The organism is Carnobacterium sp. ISL-102, from assembly GCF_018612935.1.
Lineage (GTDB): Bacteria > Bacillota > Bacilli > Lactobacillales > Carnobacteriaceae > Carnobacterium_B > Carnobacterium_B alterfunditum.
On sequence record NZ_JAGGRF010000004.1, the window covers coordinates 36,345 to 57,601 of the forward strand.

Annotated in this window: 17 protein-coding genes and 1 riboswitch; of the genes, 16 read left to right on the forward strand and 1 reads right to left on the reverse strand. The window is 34.8% G+C overall.

Annotation, left to right across the window (positions count from 1 at the left end):
• The first annotated feature begins 9 nt into the window (after positions 1–9).
• A complete protein-coding gene (locus J7E16_RS04000) occupies positions 10–1,671 on the forward strand; it encodes an FAD-dependent oxidoreductase (protein ID WP_214888956.1) in 1,662 nt (553 codons plus the stop codon).
• A gap of 105 nt (positions 1,672–1,776) precedes the next feature.
• On the opposite strand, the gene J7E16_RS04005 is transcribed toward J7E16_RS04000, so the two are convergent.
• Complete coding sequence (locus tag J7E16_RS04005; RefSeq protein WP_214888958.1) at positions 1,777–2,067, reverse strand: helix-turn-helix domain-containing protein; 291 nt, start codon at positions 2,065–2,067, stop codon at positions 1,777–1,779.
• A gap of 142 nt (positions 2,068–2,209) precedes the next feature.
• On the opposite strand from J7E16_RS04005, the gene J7E16_RS04010 reads away from it, so the two are divergent.
• The 15 genes from J7E16_RS04010 to lgt all read left to right on the forward strand — a co-directional run bounded on the left by J7E16_RS04010 (position 2,210) and on the right by lgt (position 20,783).
• Positions 2,210–2,509: a hypothetical protein gene (locus tag J7E16_RS04010; protein ID WP_214888960.1), complete on the forward strand. Its 300-nt coding sequence runs from the start codon at positions 2,210–2,212 to the stop codon at positions 2,507–2,509.
• Positions 2,510–2,780: 271 nt separating this feature from the next.
• A complete protein-coding gene (locus J7E16_RS04015; RefSeq protein WP_214888961.1) occupies positions 2,781–4,214 on the forward strand; it encodes a SulP family inorganic anion transporter in 1,434 nt (477 codons plus the stop codon).
• Positions 4,215–6,688: 2,474 nt separating this feature from the next.
• Positions 6,689–7,654: a PstS family phosphate ABC transporter substrate-binding protein gene (locus J7E16_RS04020; RefSeq protein ID WP_214888963.1), complete on the forward strand. Its 966-nt coding sequence runs from the start codon at positions 6,689–6,691 to the stop codon at positions 7,652–7,654.
• Positions 7,655–7,974: 320 nt separating this feature from the next.
• The gene (gene pstC, locus J7E16_RS04025) at positions 7,975–8,904 is read left to right on the forward strand and encodes a phosphate ABC transporter permease subunit PstC (protein WP_214888965.1); all 930 of its coding nucleotides are present in this window, start codon (positions 7,975–7,977) and stop codon (positions 8,902–8,904) included.
• Positions 8,904–9,788 (forward strand): phosphate ABC transporter permease PstA, encoded by an 885-nt coding sequence (gene pstA, locus J7E16_RS04030; RefSeq protein WP_214888966.1) that lies wholly within the window; start codon positions 8,904–8,906, stop codon positions 9,786–9,788. The genes pstC and pstA overlap by 1 nt, the downstream gene beginning before the upstream one ends.
• 14 nt (positions 9,789–9,802) lie before the next feature.
• Positions 9,803–10,579 (forward strand): phosphate ABC transporter ATP-binding protein PstB, encoded by a 777-nt coding sequence (pstB, locus tag J7E16_RS04035; RefSeq protein WP_214888967.1) that lies wholly within the window; start codon positions 9,803–9,805, stop codon positions 10,577–10,579.
• A 162-nt stretch (positions 10,580–10,741) separates the two neighbouring features.
• Positions 10,742–10,817: riboswitch (Fluoride riboswitch) on the forward strand.
• A gap of 86 nt (positions 10,818–10,903) precedes the next feature.
• On the forward strand, positions 10,904–12,079 hold the full coding sequence (locus J7E16_RS04040) for a cation:proton antiporter (RefSeq protein WP_214888968.1): 1,176 nt from the start codon (positions 10,904–10,906) through the stop codon (positions 12,077–12,079).
• Positions 12,080–12,217: 138 nt separating this feature from the next.
• Entirely contained in the window at positions 12,218–13,297 is a 1,080-nt protein-coding gene (locus tag J7E16_RS04045) for an IS30 family transposase (RefSeq protein ID WP_214888969.1), read from the forward strand.
• A gap of 529 nt (positions 13,298–13,826) precedes the next feature.
• The gene (locus tag J7E16_RS04050; RefSeq protein WP_214888972.1) at positions 13,827–15,233 is read left to right on the forward strand and encodes a glycoside hydrolase family 1 protein; all 1,407 of its coding nucleotides are present in this window, start codon (positions 13,827–13,829) and stop codon (positions 15,231–15,233) included.
• 40 nt (positions 15,234–15,273) lie between these two features.
• Entirely contained in the window at positions 15,274–16,632 is a 1,359-nt protein-coding gene (locus J7E16_RS04055; RefSeq protein ID WP_214888975.1) for a PTS sugar transporter subunit IIC, read from the forward strand.
• Between the two features lie 93 nt (positions 16,633–16,725).
• On the forward strand, positions 16,726–17,430 hold the full coding sequence (locus J7E16_RS04060; RefSeq protein WP_214888978.1) for a GntR family transcriptional regulator: 705 nt from the start codon (positions 16,726–16,728) through the stop codon (positions 17,428–17,430).
• A gap of 315 nt (positions 17,431–17,745) precedes the next feature.
• Positions 17,746–19,122, forward strand: coding sequence for a Na+/H+ antiporter NhaC (gene nhaC, locus J7E16_RS04065; RefSeq protein ID WP_214888981.1), 1,377 nt, complete (start codon positions 17,746–17,748; stop codon positions 19,120–19,122).
• A 167-nt stretch (positions 19,123–19,289) separates the two neighbouring features.
• A complete protein-coding gene (locus J7E16_RS04070; protein WP_214888984.1) occupies positions 19,290–19,511 on the forward strand; it encodes a heavy-metal-associated domain-containing protein in 222 nt (73 codons plus the stop codon).
• Between the two features lie 89 nt (positions 19,512–19,600).
• Complete coding sequence (locus J7E16_RS04075; protein WP_214888987.1) at positions 19,601–19,822, forward strand: heavy-metal-associated domain-containing protein; 222 nt, start codon at positions 19,601–19,603, stop codon at positions 19,820–19,822.
• Between the two features lie 106 nt (positions 19,823–19,928).
• Positions 19,929–20,783 (forward strand): prolipoprotein diacylglyceryl transferase, encoded by an 855-nt coding sequence (lgt, locus tag J7E16_RS04080; RefSeq protein ID WP_214888991.1) that lies wholly within the window; start codon positions 19,929–19,931, stop codon positions 20,781–20,783.
• Positions 20,784–21,257 lie beyond the last annotated feature (474 nt).

A 21,257-nucleotide genomic window follows, 5' to 3' on the forward strand; every position in this document is an offset into this window, starting at 1 on the left:
GCGAAAATAATGAAAATTATTGTAATTGGATCGGTTGCTTCAGGTACATCTGTAGCAGCTAAAGCTAGAAGAAACACAGAAGAAGCTGAAATTGTGGTGTACGATCAAGGAAAAGATATTTCTTATTCTGTCTGCGGCATCCCTTATCAAATTGGTGGAGAAGTAGAAGAATTAAATGCGTTGACACCTCGAAATGCAGCATGGTTTAAAAAGAGATACAATGTTTCTGTATTCACTGAGCACAAAGTAACTAAAATTGATCATGCAACCAAACAATTAGAAGTTACAAATCTTGTTTCTGGCGAAATGAAAGTAGATCACTATGATGTATTAGTATTTGCAACAGGTGCTTCTCCGTTTACGCCGCCTCCATTCAACAAAAGAAAGTATGACAATGTGTTCCAAGTCCGCAATATCCAAGATGCGCGAGATATTGGAGCTTTCTCAACGAAACAACCTAAAAAAGCGTTGATCATTGGTGCTGGATTTATTGGCTTAGAGATGACAGAACAATTGATGCATAAAGGTTTGGAAGTAACAGTCGTCCAATTAGAGGATCAAGTCATGCCGCCAATGGATGCAGATATGACTTTCCGAATAGAAGAGCATATGCGCGAAAAAGGCGTTAAACTAATCTTGAGCGACACTGTAAAAACGATTGAAGGGGAAACTTCAGTCGAGAGAGTTATCACGACCAATGGCATTACGATCGAACCAGATATCGTGATCCTATCTGCCGGTGTTCGCCCAAATACGGAACTAGCTAAGGAAATTGGGGTAGAGCTTGGGGATTCAAGAGCGATCGCGGTAAATAAAAAAATGCAAACAAATCTCCCAGATATTTATGCGGTTGGAGATGTTGCAGAAAGTTTTTCAGTGATCACTGGGAAACCAATCTACCGTCCACTAGGTTCGACTGCTAATAAAATGGGTCGGATCGCTGGTGATGTCATGACTGGTGGAGCTTTAGAACACCGAGGAGTATTAGGAACTGGGATCTTCAGAATTTTTGACCTTCATGTTGGGCAAACAGGATTAACAGAAAAAGAAGCTAAAAAAGAAGGTTATGATGTTGAAATTTTGCATAATATCAAACCAGACCACGCTGAATATTTAGGTGGTAAAGAATTGATCATCAAAGCATTGGCCGATAAAAAAACTGGTCGTATTTTGGGAGCACAAGCGATTGGTCAAGGCGGGGTAGACAAACGAATCGACGTTATCGCGACAGCTATCACCTTTAAAGCAACAGCTGAAGATCTGTTCCATTTAGATTTGGCTTACGCTCCGCCGTTCTCGACAACAAAAGATCCTATTCTATATACTGGGATGGCATTAGATAATGCATTGAAACGTAACCCGTTGGTAACACCAGCTGAGTTAGTCAGTCTTCAAAATAGTGCAGAATCACTGCAAATCGTTGATACGCGGTCTAAAAAAGACTTTGAAAAGGCTCATGTAAAAGGAGCTATTCATATTCCGCTTGCAGAATTGAGAGAAAGAAATGAAGAGTTGGATAGAACCCTCGTGACGATCACTTATTGCAATAAAGGGGTCACAGGAAATGCTGCTCAAAACGTATTGATCAATTATGGATTTGAAAAAGTGTATAATTTATCTGGTGGGAACAAAAACTATCAAAGTTACCTCAGAATGTTGAATCAAAAATAAAGATACATGAAATTATGTATTTTAAAAACAAAAAGAGCAGTAGATCTATCAACAATAGATCTACTGCTCTTTTTGTTGTACTATATAAATCTGCCATTTACTTTTTTAGCCTAAGCCTGTTAAAAAAGCTGATAGTTCAGATTGTTTCTCTTCAGGTAATTGTTTGATTTGCGAAATAAGTTTTTTCTCCACCGGACTTGTCTCTGAATTGAAGAATTCAGAAAGTGTCACACCTAAAACATCACAAATAGAGGTGAGTGTTTTTAGGGATAATTTGGTTGCATTATTTTCAATCGCTGAAATAAAAGGAGGAGAAACATTGATTTTTTCTGCTAACTCCTTAGCTGTCATGTTGTTTAATTTGCGTAGGTCTTGAATTCTATTCCCAGTTTCCATAGTGTCCTCCTAAATGAGATGCAAAGTTTATTTTCACCTAATCATATTAACATATTCCATACATAAATAGATCATAAAGGTTAATTTGTCGTTAGGATGTGTGTGGAAATTTTGATTTTTAGTCAAACAGGGAAAAGCAGAATTGATAAAGATGGTGGATGAACAAAGGCTAATGGTGTTAGCTCAAATGAAAAATGGTTTTGAGTTAAATGAACTGAAGCTAATTGCGTTAGCTCAAATGAAAAATGGTTTTGAGTTGAACGAACTGAGGCTAATTGCGTTAGCTCAAATGAAAAATGGTTTTGAGTTGAACGAACTGAGGCTAATTGTGTTAGCTCAAATGAAAAATGGTTTTGAGTTGAACGAACTGAGGCTAATTGCGTTAGCTCAAATGAAAAATGGTTTTGAGTTGAACGAACAAAGGCAAGTTGTGCCAATTTAAATGATGGCCTAATTAATTTGAGTCGGCATTCTTTGTTGCACTTCTCATGGTAAACTAGGTCCATTTTAAAAGTAGTGACGGTTTATCGCACATAGTACAATAAGTTTCATAAAAATTATTTAGCCTTTGTCTATATATCGGCTATTTTCCTATTAACGAAATAGATTTAAAATATTTTCTTATTAGTGTATCTTTGTTCCGTTTTATTCACTCATGTGTTATTATTATCTACTGTGAATCGTTTTTTAAAAGTTTGAGAAGGAAGGTATTTATGAAAAAGTATAAAAATGAATGGTTTGGTAATATAAAAGGAGATATTCTGGCAGGAATCGTTGTTTGCTTAGCTTTATTTCCTGAAGTCATCGGCTTCATGCTAGTTGCAGGTGTAGAACCAATCGTTGGGGTCTATGCAACATTCTTTATTACAGCTACTGCTGCATTTTTTGGAGGTCGAACGGGTTTGATTTCAGCGGCTGCTGGTTCAGTTGCTTTGGTACTAGCCCATTTAGTTTCTGAGTATGGAGTGGAATATCTTTTTGCCGCAACTATTTTAGCTGGAGTCATACAAGTTATATTGGGTGTATTTAACGTGGGTAAATTAATGCGTTATATACCAAAGCCTGTTATGCTAGGATTTGTAAATGGTTTAGGTATTATGATGTTCTTGTCGCAATTGGATCATTTCAAAGGGAGTTCAAGCTTACTCATCCTTGGGTTTATTGGAGTTGCTATTATATTTTTAGCTCCCAAGCTGACAAAAAGAATTCCTGCACCCATCATTTCGATCGTAGTTGTTACAGCTCTCGTTTTGGGGTTAGATTTAAATGCACAACTATTAGGTGATCTAGGGTCTATTTCAAGTGAATTACCTAGATTTGGTATTCCAAGTGTACCTATTAATCTAGAAACATTGAAAATTATTTTACCTACATCACTTTCGGTAGCTATAGTTGGTTTAGTAGAATCATTATTGACAGCACAATTGGTGGATGAACTGACAGATGAACCGAGTGATAAAAATCATGAGTCTATGAGTCAAGGACTTGGAAATATGGTAGCTGGTTTCTTTGGTGGGATCGCTGGTTGTGGTATGATCGGCCAAACAATCATTAATATTAATTATGGCGGAATTGGTCGTTTAGCGACATTTTTGTCGGGCTTCTTTATGTTAATGTCTGTAGTGCTATTCAATCAAATAGTAGTACAAATTCCTATCGTTGCCTTGGCAGCGGTAATGGTAGTCGTAGCATATGAAACGATTGACTGGAGATCCGTTAAACGATTAAATGTCATGCCTAAAAATGAAAGTTTTGTTATGATTTTAACAATTGGAATTGTCTTAGTTACACACAATTTAGCCTATGGGGTAGTTGCTGGGACTCTAATAAGCGCTATTTTTGCGGCTTTTAAAATGACTCATTTCCAAGTAGAAAAAGGAACAGATAGCGATGAATATCATTACAAGGCACACGGACATCTTTACTTCGCATCAGCTGAAAAGTTTTTAGATTTTTTTGTACATGACTTTGAACATGAAGGTGAATTAATTATCGACGTTAGTGCTATGACTTTATGGGATTCAACGGCTGTTGAAGCTATTGACAAATTGATCAGTAAAAATAAAAAAACCGGTTTAACCTTTATCAATGCTAATAAACAAAGCAAAGAGTTATTTAATAAGAACTCAACACATAATATGAAATAAATAGAAAATAAATTTACGAGCAAATTCTCTTATTATCATTCTTTTTCAATTAAATCAATATATATTGAATTTTGTGAATTCATTTATTGAACATTAAAGGTTGAGACTAGGATAAAAAAACAAGGAAATAGAAGTTTAGACTACTTCTATTTCCTTGTTTGTGTTTAGTGAAAAAATTTCATGCTTGTGGCTTTTTTATTTGATGGTGCAATCTTCTTATCAATTTTTTAGACTTATACACTAGTGTGAATAAGCAAGTTCTGCCATTATCCAGAAAATAATCAATAGCCCAATCGGAATTGTCAAGATTACCATTATCGACCGATATTTATCTTTTATAATGGCAATCAGCTCCATAATGAAGCCGATTACTCCAAAGGTAGCTATAAAAGGAGATAGAAAGGGCAGTCTGACTGAGATTCCAAGTGACGTAATTTTTATGAACATTAACCCAGCGAAAAGCAAAGTTAAGGTGCTTGCCCATTTTCCGGTCGTTGTTTTAGACCAAAACTTTAGCTTCATGATTATGTTCCTTCTGTTCTTATTTAAAGCAAAAGCTGCATCAGGTATGTTACTGTATACTTCCTAAGTATTTCATAGTTGCAGAAGTCTACTCTTTTAAATTATTGTGTATCGTAGCGGAACTAAATAGTAAGTTGTCAATTTTATGTTTTATGAGTAGGTTCCTACTTTTTTGGGTAGTAGTCGAGACTATGATTTCTGCAATTGTAGTTCTAAAAAAAGCTTAGTTTCAATTTGGTTGTCCAATAAGATTAGCAATCAGGAATATTACAATAACTGCAAAAAAAAAAATTCCAATAGGTACAAATAGATAAACTGAAATCGAGCGTTCGTGGTCTTTCTTTATGGCGATTAGTCCCATTAAAGAAGCCATTATGGCTGTCAAAAACCTAAGATGAATGACAGTTCCCAACAATGGACTATTGATCGGATTGGAGTATTCAATTGTATGTCCTAGATATGAAGAAATAAAAGTTCCTACGAGTGATAATATAAAAAATGTAATGAAAAGACTGACTGACCATTTTCCTTTTGATATTTTTGGCAGAAATGAATATCTCATACAGGCTTCTTTCTTTCACAGTCCAACTATTTACTTACATGGTTTTCTATTTCTAACTGATTTTATTCTTGCATGAATGATACTCTTCACTTAGTAAATAGACAAATTTATAGGAACACCAGATTTTTATTTGACATATGTTTTTCTAATACAGATTATCCACTATTAAGTAAGGATTTTATAAAAAATAATCTAAAAACTAAAATACTTTTTTTTTTTTCGAGTATCTAGTTTTTGGGTAGAGATTCAAAATTAAAGTGGGTACTTTCATCACTTTACTACATGTTTAATGGTTTTTTTTTTAGGTTCGCCCGCTGTACCATCAGATACGCATACAAAGATAAATACAATTTTGCCTTTATATACTAAAGTGTTCTTACCAATTATTTGAACAATAATGTCTTTATTGTGGAAACAGTTGATAGAGAATCTGGTGCGCCTTAAAAATCAAATCATTGATTGCGATTACATATTAACGATAAGAACAGTATAGTTCTTCTATGATTTTCGACTATTTAATTTAGTAAAAGTAAGAGAGTTCCCACTAGTTAGTTCTTAGATTAATTATACTCGTTATTTTATTTTAGTGCTAGTAATGACTTAATTAAGAATTAAACTACTATGTATGCTACAATTGGAGTTGGTTATAGTTGTAGGGAATATTCTGAAAATTACTAATGAGGATCATTATAAGTATAGGGACATTCTGATGAAAAAAATTAAACTAGCTCTGTCTTGGAAAGAGTCGGTTGGGTATTTTTTAGTCCCTATTTCCACTCATTAATGTTAAAGAGTAGTGTTTTTATAACACAGATCCTAGACACTTTTTAGTTTTTCTAGCCAAGTAGTAGCTAATAAGTTGTGAAATTTGTCTGGGATGTTTTGACCACCTACGCTTAGAAGTCTTTCAACCCTAAACGATTGAGACTTTCCTTATAACTATAGAAAATAGCTGGTAGAATCATACTAGCTATTTTCTTTTTTTTATTTAATTTTAGTGGATAAAGTAGTTATTTGTAAAATTAAACTTTTTTCAGCACTTATTCTTTGATAAGCTATAATTTTTCTAGCTTATCAGTTCAAAAGATTTCTTTTGATCAACGAATATTGTATAATTTATGAAATCGATTTCTTTGGAGCGAAGAATATATAGCTACTGTCCTGGTAAATTCTTGAGAAATAGTAATTGATTCAAAAAGAGACCTCTACCATCAAAGTCCTGTTAATTATCCTTTCATTTACGCGTATGTGCTATTAATAATCCCTGTTCGCCTTAAAATTTACGCGCCTTTACACAAATTTTACATTAAAACAATGCCATCTAAATAATTGGTCTGTAGAATAAGCAATAGGTAGAAGAGAGCCACAATAAGAAAAAGGGGATGAATTAATGAACTTAGCAAAAGCAAGTAAATTATTCGTAACACTTGGAACAGTATTTACTTTGGCAGCATGTGGAAATGAAACAACTGATAATGAAAGTGGATCAGAAAACGGAGATACAACACAAGGTATATCTGGTTCTGTGCAAGCAGATGGTTCTTCAACAGTATTCCCTATTATGGAAGGAGTTGCAGAAGAATTTTCAATTGAAAATCCAGACGCGCAAGTTACCATTGGAGTTTCCGGAACGGGTGGAGGCATGGAGAAATTCATTGCTGGAGAAACAGATATCACTAATGCTTCTCGTCCTATGAAAGAAGAAGAAGCTGCTATGCTTGAAGAAGCAGGTATTGAGTACACCGAATTCACTATAGCTTTAGACGGTTTATCCGTAGTGGTTAATCCTGAAAACGACTGGGTAGATTCCTTGACTATTGAAGAATTATCAGCAATTTGGTTAGATACAAGTGATGTCGAAACATGGGCTGATGTACGTCCAGGCTGGCCTGAAAAAGAAATTGAATTATTCAGTCCAGGAACAGATTCTGGAACATACGATTACTTTGATGAAGTTGTTTTAGACGGAGAGCAAATCAATAAAGAAGCTTCATTGTCTGAAGACGATAATGTTTTGGTTCAAGGTGTAAAAGGTTCTGAAAATGCAATTTCATACTTTGGTTATGCTTATTATGCAGAGAACAAAGACACTGTCAAAGTCGTTCCAATTGTAAATGGTGAAGGTGAAGCAATCACTCCAACAAGTGAAACGGTACAAGATGGATCATATGAGCCGTTGTCTAGACCACTGTTCATTTATGTTAAAAATGAATCAATGAAAACCAACAAAGCTGCATATGAATTCGCTAAGTATACGCTAGAGATGTCAGGTGAAATGGCTACTGAAGTAGGATATGTTGCTTTAGAAGATTCAATATATCAAGAAGGCTTGGGTAAACTTGAAGAATTAAAATAAAAGTTATCTTTTATGATAAATGCAAAGATATAAAATAGGATGTATTGGCAATATAATCGATAGGATCAGAACTGTAAAATGTCTGTTGAAGTTTCCTTCAGATGTTTTACTGTTTTATTTGTTTTTAAACAGTCCAAATTTTCGCCTAAAGAGCAAGATAAATAAGTTGAGAATCGTATTTATAGCCGTGTTTTCTATTTTAGGATCTTACTTTCATTAATTAAGCTAAAAGATAAGTATAAATTTAAAAAAGAAAGTGATTTCAATTTATGTGATTTAGTTTTATAAATTGAAAACTATAAAGTTGGGAGAGTTTCACCATGCAACCATCTATGAAAGAGATGATTAAAAAAAAGAAAGAAAGCCGTTCTGTATATAGTCGAATAGAAAAAATAATGCCTACGCTTTTTTTGTTGATCGCTTCGCTTTCTATTCTGGTGACAATTGGGATCGTGGTCACATTGTTAACCGAAACGATATTATTCTTTGGCGATGTCCCATTCATTGAATTTATAACGGGAACAGAATGGTATCCGTTTTTTGCCAATGACCCTAGTTTTGGAATTTGGCCACTGATATCGGGAACTTTTTTAATTGCTTTTATAGCAATGGCAGTTGCCGTTCCTATAGGGTTATCCGCTGCTATCTATTTAAGTGAGTATGCTAGTGAAAAAAGCAGAAAAATCATCCAACCTATCTTGGAAGTATTAGCAGGTATTCCGACGATTGTTTACGGTTTGTTCGCCTTAACGTTTGTTACACCTTTATTGCAGTCGTTCATGAATGATCTGCCTATTTTTAATGCGTTGAGTCCGGGTATAGTGGTGGGGATAATGATCATCCCTCAAATCACTTCTTTGTCTCAAGATGCTATGAGTGCTGTCCCTCAAGCTATGAGAGATGGCGCATTCGCTTTAGGAGCAACAAAGCTTGAAGTAGCCATTAAAGTAGTTGTACCAGCTGCATTCAGTGGTATAATATCTTCATTAGTCCTTGCTATGTCACGCGCGATTGGCGAAACAATGATCGTTGCTACAGCTGCAGGTTCAACTCCAAATATAAGCTTTAATCCTACCGAGTCTATTCAAACGATGACATCTTATATTGTGCAAGTAAGTATGGGAGATGCAACTTACGGCTCTACTATTTATTATAGTATCTATGCGGTGGGAATGACTCTATTCATCTTTACTTTTGGAATGAACATTCTTGCTGATTATGTATCTCGTCGATATAGGGAGGTCTACTAATGAGAACACAAAAAAAATATGTAAATCCTGATGAGAAACAAATAAAAAAAAGAATTAGCAAAAACAAAGCAGCTCGAGTAGTCTTTTTCATAGCTACATTCTTTGGGTTAGCAGTATTAGCCGTTCTAATCGTTCGAATCGTCACGCAAGGTGCTGATTATTTGAATTTGGATCTTTTAACTAATTTTGCTTCCCGAAACCCAGAAAATTCTGGGATCAAGGCTGCCTTATTGGGAACATTATGGGTAATGTCGGTTACTATCCCAGTGGCATTGATTTTGGGGATAGGAACAGCTATTTATTTAGAAGAATACGCTCCGAATAATAAATTCACTCAATTTATAGAATTAAACATCTCTAATCTAGCTGGTGTGCCTTCTATTGTGTTTGGATTGTTAGGCCTGACCCTTTTTGTTCGATATCTAGGAATGGGAAGAAGTGTTTTAGCTGGGGGACTGACTATGGCATTAATGATTTTACCTGTTATTGTAGTCTCATCAAAAGAAGCGATCCGTTCAATTCCTCAAGATCAATATGAAGCTGGATATGCTATGGGAGCGACAAAATGGCAAATAATTCGGACGGTTGTGCTCCCCGCAGCGACTCCGGGGATTTTAACGGGTGCCATTTTATCATTATCTCGCGCTATAGGGGAAACGGCTCCTTTGCTAATGATTGGTGCCATGACGTTTATTGCCTATGTCCCAGAATCTATATTTTCAAGCTTTACGGTGTTACCTATTCAAATATTTAGTTGGGCGAGCAGACCTCAAGCTGAATTTCAAGCAGTTGCCGCCGCAGGAAGTGTTGTCTTATTAATTATATTGATCGCAATGAATTCAATAGCGATAGGCATACGTAACAAATTTTCTAAACGCAATTAAAATGGAGGACTAAAATGAGTGATATAAATAGTATTCGACCGGTTTTTTCTGTGAAGGACTTCAATTTATGGTATGGAGATAAGCAAGTGCTTACAGATATTTCTTTGGAGATACCTGAAAAAAAAGTAACAGCAATCATTGGACCTTCTGGCTCCGGAAAATCAACCTTTATTAAAACGTTAAATCGCATGGTAGAATTGGCACCTTCTGTTAGGATGGAGGGAGGGATATACTATAAAGATAATAACATCTTTGATGACGCTCATACACAAGTTGAAGTCTTGCGTACAGAAGTTGGGATGGTATTTCAAAAACCGAATCCTTTCCCTAAATCTATCTATGATAATATTGCCTATGGTCCAAGCATTCATGGCATAAAAGACAAAAAAATCTTAGATCAAGTGGTAGAGAATAGTCTTAAAGGGGCCGCTTTGTGGGACGAAGTAAAAGATCGATTACAAGCAAATGCTTTCAGTCTTTCTGGTGGACAACAACAGCGACTTTGTATCGCTCGTGCATTAGCAGTTGAACCAGAAGTAATATTAATGGATGAACCAACGGCTTCTCTAGATCCTTTATCTACTGCAAAAATAGAGGACTTAGTGCATGACCTGAAAAAAGATTACAGTATTATAATCGTCACACATAATATGCAACAAGCTGCCCGTGTATCAGATAAAACAGCCTTTTTCTTAAACGGAGAATTGATTGAATTTGATGATACGGAAAGAATATTTTCAAACCCTAAGGATAAGCGAACAAATGATTATGTATCAGGGAAATTTGGGTAGTCTAAAAAACGCATAGAGATCAACCGTTCACTATTTCCAAAAAAAGGGAATCTTGAACAATGTACTAAACTATAATCCAAAAACGAGTATCTCGTTTTTGGATTGTTTTTATCCATTTTTTTTTTTGACTTATACAGCAAAAAAATATATAGTATTAATATAATATCTTTTGGGAATGAATGTCTCCCTGAGCACACTGCTTAAACCGCTTATTAAAGCTGATGACTTCTGCGCATAGGCCGCAGTCTGTCGTCAGTTTTTTTTAGGTGGACAAGAATTACATATGATAATTAGTTTTTATTAAAAATGGAGGTTGGATAAATAATGCTTTTGAGTATTGCTTTGATATTAATTGTTGGTTTTATATTAAGTTCAATTTTTATTCGGTTACGTTTACCAGGTTTATTAGGTCTCATTCTAACCGGTATTATTTTAGGTCCCTACTATTTAGATCTTCTAGATCCTAAGATATTGTCTATATCAACTGATATACGCCAAATTGCATTGATCGTTATTTTGTTTCGAGCAGGTTTGACTATGAATATTAGTGATTTAAAAAAGAATGGTCGTCCCGCTATTCTAATGACTTTCTTACCGGCTACATTTGAAATAATAATTGTAACACTATTAGCTCCAATATTCTTTGGGATCAGTACTTTAGAAGCCGCTATTCTAGGGGCTGTTTTAGGGGCTGTTTCTCCCGCAATTGTGGTTCCGCGAATGATTGGACTTATTGAAAGTGGCTATGGAAAAGCTAAAGGGATCCCTCAGATGATTTTAGCAGGAGCTTCTGTAGATGATGTTTTCGTCATTGTATTATTCACGTCATTTTTAGGAATGTTTCAAGGCAATGGATTTGACTTCTTTTCGTTGCTCTCTGTACCCTTGGCAATTTTCTTTGGTCTTCTGCTAGGAGTTCTAGTAGGATATATCATGGTTAAACTATTCAAGTATTTTCATATTCGTGATACCGTAAAAGTGTTATTGATTTTAAGTATCTGTTTCCTAATGGTTTCTCTAGAAGAAAGCTTAAAAGGCTTTTTTCCTATCTCAGGTCTATTAGGTGTTATGGCTTTAGGTGGTATTATATTGAAGCTATATCCAATTTTAGCTAAACGGATAAACACTAAATTCTCAAAAGTTTGGTTAGGTGCAGAAGTATTTTTATTTGTTTTGGTAGGATCAGTAACGGATATAACGGCGCTTAGTGAAGCAGGTGTGGCTGTTGTTCTATTGATCTTGATTTCTTTGGTTTTCCGTATGATAGCAGTCTTTTTAAGTGTATCTGGTACAAATCTAACATTTAAAGAAAAATTATTTACAGCTGGAGCTTACACACCAAAAGCGACAGTACAAGCCGCGATTGGTTCTCTTCCGCTTGCAATGGGAGTTCCAGCAGGTAGTCTTATTCTAACTGTCGCCGTTCTTGCTATCATTTTGACTGCTCCACTAGGTGCAACGTTTATAGATCTTTCTTATAAAAAACTCTTAGAAAAATAAAATAGTAAATAGTTGATGCTTTAATTTGGCTGGATTATATAATGAAGTTAGCCACTAAGGCTAAAATATAAAAACGCCATGTGAATTTCATGTTATATTGAAGTTACCACTAACTCTCAATAGACAGGATGAATTCACATGACGCACTCTAACGATAACACACCAGCACGTAAGGGGAAACACTTATCTTATTCAGAACGATCTCAAATTGCTATTTTGAAACAGGAAGATTATTCGAATCGTCATATTGCTATTGTCCTGAATCGAGTACCTCAAACAATCAATAATGAGATAAAGCGTGGAACAATTACTCAACTTAAACGTCAAAAGCAAAAGAGTAAGATTTATGATTATTTTATTAGAATTTATGATGCTGGTACCGGTCAGGCTGTTTATGACAAGCATCGTTTAAACTGTGGCCGTCGACCAAAATGGGCGGATACAGATGCCTTTATAGAGTGGGCCGATGATAAAATGTTGACTGATAAATGGTCACCTGATGTAGTGGTTGGCTTTGCTTTAAAGCATGAGCTGTTTGATCCCACAATTATCCCTTGTACCACGACACTTTATTACTGGATAGATAGAGAGATTATGAGAACGAAAAACCTCGACCTTCTAGAAAAGCTGTCTCGGAAACCGAAGGTATTATCTCTGAAGAAGCGTCCAAATAAGCGTATACTTGGACAATCAATTGACAACCGTCCAAAAGAAATTGATAATCGTAAAACCTTTGGTCACTGGGAAATCGATACTGTGATTGGCAACAAAATAAAGACAGATGCCGTATTACTCACTTTGGTTGAACGCCAAACACGCCTTGAAGTTATTATGAAAATAAATGGTAAAGATCAAGAATCTGTAAATCAAGCGATTCGTACTCTTCAAGCACGATCCAGAGAGGACTTTCCAACTTTTTTCAAAACGATTACCTCAGATAATGGTTCTGAATTCGCGGGACTAGATGAGGCTTTGAAAGACACTTTAGATGTTTATTTCAGCCACCCTTATGCTTCTTTTGAACGAGGAACGAGTGAGAATCAACATAAATTTATTCGTCGATTCATTCCTAAAGGGAAGCCTATCAGCCAATTCACTGAGACACAATGCCTGCGAATTCAACAATGGATGAATGATTATCCCAGAAAAATATTAGATTATAGGACCCCACATGACTGCTTTGTGAACGCACTTCGCCTAGAACGACAAACAGCTTAAAAGCCTTTTTCGGCATAACTTGAAAGCTGGGAAGATGACCGTAGACAGTTCGTCGATAAACTTGTGATATCTCAGTGTAGCACCAAGCCTTACAAAATGAATTAAGCTCTTTAATTTTCACATGAAATAATTCTTTAACAAGTGGCTAACTTAAACTTGAAATTTACAATGCTTTAATTTGTGAAAATAACTAGTGAATTTTATTAAACTTTAGACTAGATTTTTAAATTCGATTGGATTTTTTTGAACTGATAAAAATAAAATTTTACCGCTATTTAGAAGCGGTTCAAGACAAGAAAGAATAGATAATTTAATATAGTTAAAGAATCGTCAAGCTTTTCGATTCTTTTATGCTCCCTTTAAAGTCGAGACTGTGACTTTAAAGGGAGTTTTTTTATCTAAAGAGGATTAAAATAATTATTTTAAAAAAAGTAAAAGAAAGGGTTTACTTATCAAGAAAAAAGATTATAATTAACTTATGGATTCATTAGTATGAATTTTTTTAATAGGTATCAAAAGGGGGAGCAAAATGAAATTTTCAAAAGATTTCTTATTTGGAGCCGCGTCAGCTTCTTATCAAGTTGAAGGTGCATGGAACGAAGACGGTAAAGGAGTTTCAAACTGGGATGTATTTTCAAAGATAGATGGAAAAACCTATCAGGAAACAAATGGAGATGTTGCGGTAGATCACTACCATCGTTATAAAGAAGATATTGCTTTAATGGCTGAAATGGGACTGGAATCTTACCGATTCTCAATTTCTTGGACAAGGATTTATCCAAACGGTGATGGAGAATTAAATCAAAAAGGGTTAGATTTTTACAATAATGTCATCAATGAATGTTTAAAATACAATATTATTCCTTTCGTTACACTTTACCATTGGGATTTACCTCAAGAACTAGAAATAAATGGTGGCTGGACAAACGAAAGAACATTAAAAGCCTTTCAACAATATGCTGATACGTGTTTTAAAGCTTTTGGCGATCGCGTCAAACATTGGATTACATTTAATGAGACCGTTATCTTTTCTCGTCATGGCTACATTTTTGGAGCACACCCGCCAGGAATTTTAAATGATTTTAAAAACTACTATCAAGTTTTACACAATGTTTTCTTAACTCATGCCAAGGTTGTTTTGAATTTTAAGGATTCAGGTTATCAAGGCGATATTGGAATCACACATGTTTTTAGCCCAGCTTTTCCTGCAGATGATAAAGAATCGAGTAAAAAAGCAGCAGAGCATGCAAACATGTTTGATACATTCTTATACTATGACCCAATTTTAAAAGGAACTTATCCAGAATACGTATTGAATCAATTGAAAGAAAAAGGCTACGCTTTCGAATTGTCTCAAGAAGACCAAGAGATCCTATTGAAAGCAGCTCCACTGAATGACTTTATTGGAATCAACTATTATCAACCAATGCGTGTGATCGCAAACAATTCAAACACGTCAAGAGAAATAACTAGAGAATCTAGTACCGGCGGAGCTGGGGCTGTTTCTTACGACGGTGTTTACCAAACGGTTAAAGTACCCGATCATTCATATACTAAATGGGGTTGGGAGATCTCACCAGAAGCTTTATTAGATGGAATGCATTTATTGAAAAATGAATATGGTAATATTCCCATTTATATCACTGAGAATGGCCTAGGGGATGAAGATCCAATTGTTGAAGGAGAAATCAAGGATGCTGCTCGTATCGACTACATTGAAAAGCATCTGAAATTTGTAAAAAAAGGTATTTCAGAAGGCCTTAATATCAAAGGTTACTTTGCTTGGTCAGTTATTGATTTATTGAGTTGGTTAAATGGATACAAAAAGCAATATGGCTTTATTTATGTGGATCACAAAGATCATTTAAACCGTAAGAAAAAAGATTCATTTTATTGGTATCAAGAGGTGATTGCTACACGTGGAGAGAACTTATAAAGATTGCTAAAATAGAAATGAAAAATTTGGAGGAAAAAAAATGAATAAATTCAATGATCTTTTTAATAAAATGCTTGATCCATTTTTAAGATTAGTTAATACAAAAGCAATGATGGCCATCAAAGATGGATTCTTATTGACCATGCCCATTACCCTTGTAGGTTCCCTCTTTCTTTTAGTTGCTAATTTTCCAATCCCACAATGGGATACTTGGATGTCAAGTATATTCGGAAGTGATTGGTCTGCACCCTTAAATCAAGTAGCAGGTTCAACATTTGATATCTTAGCAATCGTTGCTGTATTAGGAATTTCTTACACGTATGCTAAAAATGAAAAAATTGATCCTATTAGTACAGCTATTTTATCACTTGTATCCTTCTTGATACTGACTGATTCATTTGTGACTACCGAAAGTGGCGAAATGATAACTGGAGTTATTCCTAAAGGTTGGACAGGCGGAAATGGTATCATTACTGCTATCATAGTAGCTATTATAGTAGCTAAGACATTTGCATTCTTTATTAACCGCGATATCAGAATAAAAATGCCTGAGACTGTACCTGCTGGTGTAGCAAATGCATTTTCTGCTATGATTCCAGGATTTGTTATTATGTTTGGTTCAATGGTCGTTTATACATTGACAAGCAGATTTACCGGAGCATCTTTAACGGCGCTTATCTTTAAACTGCTTCAAACACCTATTCAAAATGTTTCTGATACACTACCCGGTGGACTTTTCATTACGTTCTTAATGTCTATTCTTTTCTGGGCTGGTATTCATGGACCAAATATTGTTATGGGAATTATGGGACCTATCTTAACCGCTAACGCATTAGATAACCAAAAGATTCTTGATTCAGGGCAAGAACTTATCATTGGAGAAAATACAAAAATCATGACTGTTCAATTAATTGATGTATTTGCTAAATTTGGAGGACAAGGAATTACGATTGGATTGTTGATAGCAGCGTTATTGTTTGCTAAATCACAACGATTAAAGGAAATTTCTAAACTTTCTATTGTCCCTAGTCTTTTCAATATTAATGAACCTGTTATTTATGGTTTGCCAATCGTATTCAACCCAATCATGTTGATACCATTTATTCTAGTTCCTATAACAGCTGTTTTAATTACTTATGGAGCGATAATAACTGGCTTTATCCAACCCTTCACTGCAGTCCAAGTTCCTTGGACGACACCACCATTGATATCAGGCTTCCTGTTAAGTGGTTGGCAAGGATTGACCGTTCAATTAACAATTATCTTTGCATCTACTGGAATTTATTACCCATTCCTAATCAAACAAGACAAACAGTTCATGCTAGAAGAACTTGAAATAGCAGCAGAACTTGAAAACGAAAAAATTGATTTAAATGTAGCAAAAGAAAATACTTTATAAAAAAAAGGATTAAGTCAGTATTGGCTTAATCCTTTTCTTTTCGCTATAATAATGAGGTATAACAGCTAACATTTATTGAAATGAGGATAAAGAATGAGAAAATATAGACTGGTTGCTGATCAACTTTTAGAGGAAATCACACATGGAAAATACAAAAACGAACTTCGCTTACCGACAGAAGAAGAATTAATAGTAGCATACAACGTTAGTAAAAATACTTTGCGAAATGCTGTTGATGTATTGGTTGATAAGAGCATCCTTTATCGAGTCCAAGGTAGCGGTATTTATATTCGTAAACCGATTTATCCGGATACGATTACTATTAATTCGATCAAAGGATTTAAAGAAGAGTTTAAAAATAAAAAAATACATTCAAAAGTTATCAAATTGGAACAAGTAGAAGCAGATGCAGAAATAAGCCTTAAACTTCAATGTGAGATAGGAACGCCGGTTTATTTTGTTAATCGTATTCGCTATGTTGAAAATGAACCTTTTTCGATCGAGTATAGTTATTTCAATAAGAATATTATTCCTTATCTTGGAAAAGAAATTGCTGAAAAATCTATTTATAATTATATTGAGAACGATTTAAACTTATCTATTGGCTTTGCTGATAAATATATTTCGGTTGAAAAACTATCAAAAATAGACAGTAATCATCTTCAATTAAATGAATCAGACCCATCGATGGTTACTGAAGAGACCGTTTTTCTTTCAAATGGAAAGGTTTTTAACCATTCAAAAGTTATTCACAATTATAAATATGCTAAATTTTTCGCATTAGCAAAAAATCGGTGATCCAAATAGTAAAATAAGTTTCAACTAGAAAGTCATGGTTTTCTAAAATAGAAAAGAAGTGAATTAAAGAATAAGAGCGGGTCATCTATCTATGAAACCCCTCTTGTTTTTTGTGTCCTGATTTTATTTTGACAATTTTTTATCAATAGTACATACTAAGGGAATAGCTTTTTCTACTGGATAGATCAGGCAGGTCAATACATAAATGAAAGAAAGGAAGTAGGGGCATGTTTTTGTGCAATACTACAGGGGGCATCGCGTATTATCGTATGACTAATTTTACTTCAGCACTATAAAAAATTAGGAGTGTATAGAATGAAAAAATTGTCGATACGAGAAAGTTTTGCGTTACTGATTCTGTTATTAATGATGATTGGTGTCAGCATTATCAAATTTAAATTAGATCCACAAACACCCTTACTATTAGCTATCATGTTGCTGATTTTTTGGGGGAGATTCCATAAATATAGTTGGGATGAGATTCATGATGGTATCAAAAAAGGCGTTAAAACGGGTATCATACCAATGATCATCTTTATTCTGATTGGTGCGCTCATTTCCATTTGGATCGCAGCTGGGATCATTCCCTCCATGATGGTCATTGGGTTCAAACTATTGAATCCTAGCTTCTTTATTCCATCCGTCTTTTTGATTTGTGCCGTGGTGGGTACATCTATCGGTTCAGCATTTACCACTGTTTCTACAATTGGCTTAGCTTTCCTTGGAATGGGAACGGCTATGGGTTTTACACCTGGTTTAGTAGCAGGTGCGATTGTATCAGGAAGTGTTTTTGGCGATAAAATGTCACCATTATCAGATAGCACAAATTTGTCTGCAGCGGTTGCAGAAGTCGATCTGTTTAGACACATAAAAAATCTAATGTGGACAACGATTCCAAGTTTGATTTTATCTACTTTACTGTTTTTATTTTTTGGTATGAATAAAGAGCTTGCAACGACGAATCAAGTTGCTGGTTTAACAAAAGTTATAGAATCTAACTTTCAAGTGAATTGGTTAGCTGCAATTCCAATTATTTTCATTTTCATTTTTTCATGGAAACGAATCCCAGCTATCCCAACGTTGTTGATCAATATTGCCTTATCGATTGGATTATTAAAATTTAATTCGCCAACTGTTACACTTTCGCAAATTTCAAGTTACATTCAAGAAGGGTACGTTTCGACAACAGGCAATGAAATAATCGATGCTCTATTGTCAAGAGGTGGCGTGCAGAGTATGATGTGGTCCATTTCACTGATTATTCTAGCTCTTGCGCTTGGAGGGTTGCTGATGGAGTTCAATATCATTGATACCGTCATGTCTCCTATCTCTAATGCTCGTATGTCTGTTGGGAATTTAATTCTTGTTACAGCATTGTCTGCTATTGGAGTGAATGCCTTAGTCGGAGAGCAGTACTTAGCTATTGTTCTGCCAGGTAATGCATTTAAGAAAACATACAAACAAATGGGTCTATCGCCGTTAGCTCTTTCTCGCGTATTAGAAGACGCCGGTGCGGTTATTAACTCTATGATTCCCTGGGGTGTAAGTGGAGTGTTTATTTCTACAGCTCTAGGTGTCCCAACGTTGACTTACTTGCCATACGCTTTCTTTTGTCTACTTTGTCCTGTTTTAACGGTCATTAGCGGATTCACAAATATAGGGATCAAGAAGCTTGAACCCACAAATCTATAATGTTATAAAAGTCGAAAGTGCGATTGATATGCGCTTTCGACTTTTTGTTTCTCATTTTTTATAATAGCTCTTATTATAGATTAAGTCAGAAAACTTGACAGGGATCAATTTTTTAATCAGCAGTACCGGCTATACTGAAGGTACAAACAAATAGGAGGGGAATAATTATGATTAAAGCCGTATATCAATTAGAACCATTAACTTGTCCATCATGTATCAAGAAAATCGAGACTACTTTAAATAAAACAGCAGGTATCGAATCTGCTAAAGTGATGTTCAACTCTAGCAAAGTCAAAACAGAATTTGACGAAACAACTATCGAAGCCAGTAAAATTCAAGAAACGATTCAAAAATTAGGTTATCCAGTGTTAGATTCAAAAGTTTCTTGAGTTATTTTTGTAGAAATTGATGAAGATCAATTTTTAAATTACCAGTACCACTTATACTGAAGGTACAAACAAATAGGAGGGAAATAATTATGAGTAAAGCCGTATATCAATTAGAACCATTAACTTGTCCATCATGTATCAAGAAAATCGAGACTACTTTAAATAAAACAGCAGGTATCGAATCTGCTAAAGTGATGTTCAACTCTAGCAAAGTCAAAACAGAATTTGACGAAACAACTATCGAAGCCAGTAAAATTCAAGAAACGATTCAAAAATTAGGTTATCCAGTATTATCTTCTAAAGTATCTTAATGTCATTTAGCTATACAAAAATTAAAAAATAATCTGAATAAGGATTCCAACTTTCAGAAGTGGGAATCTTTTTTTTTGGAAAGCAGATGAAATGGAGTAGTCAAAAATGAAATTAATGTTAGGCATCATTGATCCTCATGCTATAGAAATAGGTTCATTCATTATCCATTGGTATGGCGTTATTATTGCTGCAGCAATGTATTTATCTATTCATTTAAGTACAAGAGAAGCAAATAAAAAAGGACTTAAAGAAGATACAGTCGTCGACATGGCATTATGGGCTATTCCGATTGGTTTTATAGGCGCTCGTCTTTATTATGTCTTATTTGAATTGGACTATTACCTGCAAAAACCAGCAGAAATTTTAGCTATTTGGAATGGCGGGATCGCTATTTACGGAGGATTGATTGCAGGTGGCCTTACCCTATACTGGTATGCAAAGAAAAAGGAAATCTCTTTAGCCCTATTGTTGGATGTTTTGGCACCAAATGTGTTATTAGCTCAGTCTATCGGTCGCTGGGGAAACTTCATGAATCAGGAAGCACATGGTGGGCCTGTCAGTCGTCCATTTTTGGAAAAACTTTATTTACCGGAATTTATCATTGACCAAATGAATATTAACGGTACCTACTACCATCCAACATTTTTGTATGAGTCTTTGTGGAGTCTGTTAGGCTTTGTCATTATTGTTATTTTAAGAAATCGTAAAAATATATTGCGTCAAGGAGAATTAGCACTAAGTTATGTGTTTTGGTACTCGGTAGGGCGATTCTTTATTGAAGGTATGAGAACAGATAGTTTATGGATCGGCGATTTCATGCGTATTTCGCAAGTGTTATCACTTATTCTATTTGTTGGAGCCATCCTTATATGGTATCTCCGTAGGCAGGATTACCTTCCAATCCCGTATTATACTGAGGGGGAGAGCAGCAAAATAAAAGGAATAAAACTAAATCAATAAACGTAAAAAAGAATCCGGCTAAGTAAAATATACCGGATTCTTTTTTATTGATAAGGATCAAGTTTAATCGTAAAGGAATCCTTTAGAGTAAAACATATAAGTAGATTATCTTTTGGAGGAGGTTAAAATAAATGAAAAATAAACTAATTTTTATTATCGAAATAATTGGAATAATTAGTGGGTTTACAGCGATATTTTATCCATCCCTTGGACTAGCACTGCTAGCCATATTGACAGGAATTCTAAGCCTGTTCTACTCTAAAAAAAGAAATGGGCATTCATAATATTGTCTTGGGTATTTTAGCTAGTGCAATAATCTTTATATGAAAAAGGTTAAAAGGAATTAAAATTTAAATATCAGATCAAATTAGCTTAAAATTTGATTTTTTATTCTAAGTTCCCCAAACTAAGGCTCGTTGCGGATACTCAAATTGACAAACGTCTCTGAGTTGTACGAACTAAGGCTAATTAAGG

Excerpts from the sequence above, each read along its gene's own strand:
- J7E16_RS04000 (WP_214888956.1), top strand. The coding sequence starts at position 10 with ATGAAAATTATTGTAATTGGATCGGTTGCTTCAGGTACATCTGTAGCA.
- J7E16_RS04005 (WP_214888958.1), bottom strand. The coding sequence starts at position 2,067 with ATGGAAACTGGGAATAGAATTCAAGACCTACGCAAATTAAACAACATG.
- J7E16_RS04015 (WP_214888961.1), top strand. The coding sequence starts at position 2,781 with ATGAAAAAGTATAAAAATGAATGGTTTGGTAATATAAAAGGAGATATT.
- J7E16_RS04020 (WP_214888963.1), top strand. The coding sequence starts at position 6,689 with ATGAACTTAGCAAAAGCAAGTAAATTATTCGTAACACTTGGAACAGTA.
- pstC (WP_214888965.1), top strand. The coding sequence starts at position 7,975 with ATGCAACCATCTATGAAAGAGATGATTAAAAAAAAGAAAGAAAGCCGT.
- pstA (WP_214888966.1), top strand. The coding sequence starts at position 8,904 with ATGAGAACACAAAAAAAATATGTAAATCCTGATGAGAAACAAATAAAA.
- pstB (WP_214888967.1), top strand. The coding sequence starts at position 9,803 with ATGAGTGATATAAATAGTATTCGACCGGTTTTTTCTGTGAAGGACTTC.
- J7E16_RS04040 (WP_214888968.1), top strand. The coding sequence starts at position 10,904 with ATGCTTTTGAGTATTGCTTTGATATTAATTGTTGGTTTTATATTAAGT.
- J7E16_RS04045 (WP_214888969.1), top strand. The coding sequence starts at position 12,218 with ATGACGCACTCTAACGATAACACACCAGCACGTAAGGGGAAACACTTA.
- J7E16_RS04050 (WP_214888972.1), top strand. The coding sequence starts at position 13,827 with ATGAAATTTTCAAAAGATTTCTTATTTGGAGCCGCGTCAGCTTCTTAT.
- J7E16_RS04055 (WP_214888975.1), top strand. The coding sequence starts at position 15,274 with ATGAATAAATTCAATGATCTTTTTAATAAAATGCTTGATCCATTTTTA.
- J7E16_RS04060 (WP_214888978.1), top strand. The coding sequence starts at position 16,726 with ATGAGAAAATATAGACTGGTTGCTGATCAACTTTTAGAGGAAATCACA.
- nhaC (WP_214888981.1), top strand. The coding sequence starts at position 17,746 with ATGAAAAAATTGTCGATACGAGAAAGTTTTGCGTTACTGATTCTGTTA.
- J7E16_RS04070 (WP_214888984.1), top strand. The coding sequence starts at position 19,290 with ATGATTAAAGCCGTATATCAATTAGAACCATTAACTTGTCCATCATGT.
- J7E16_RS04075 (WP_214888987.1), top strand. The coding sequence starts at position 19,601 with ATGAGTAAAGCCGTATATCAATTAGAACCATTAACTTGTCCATCATGT.
- lgt (WP_214888991.1), top strand. The coding sequence starts at position 19,929 with ATGAAATTAATGTTAGGCATCATTGATCCTCATGCTATAGAAATAGGT.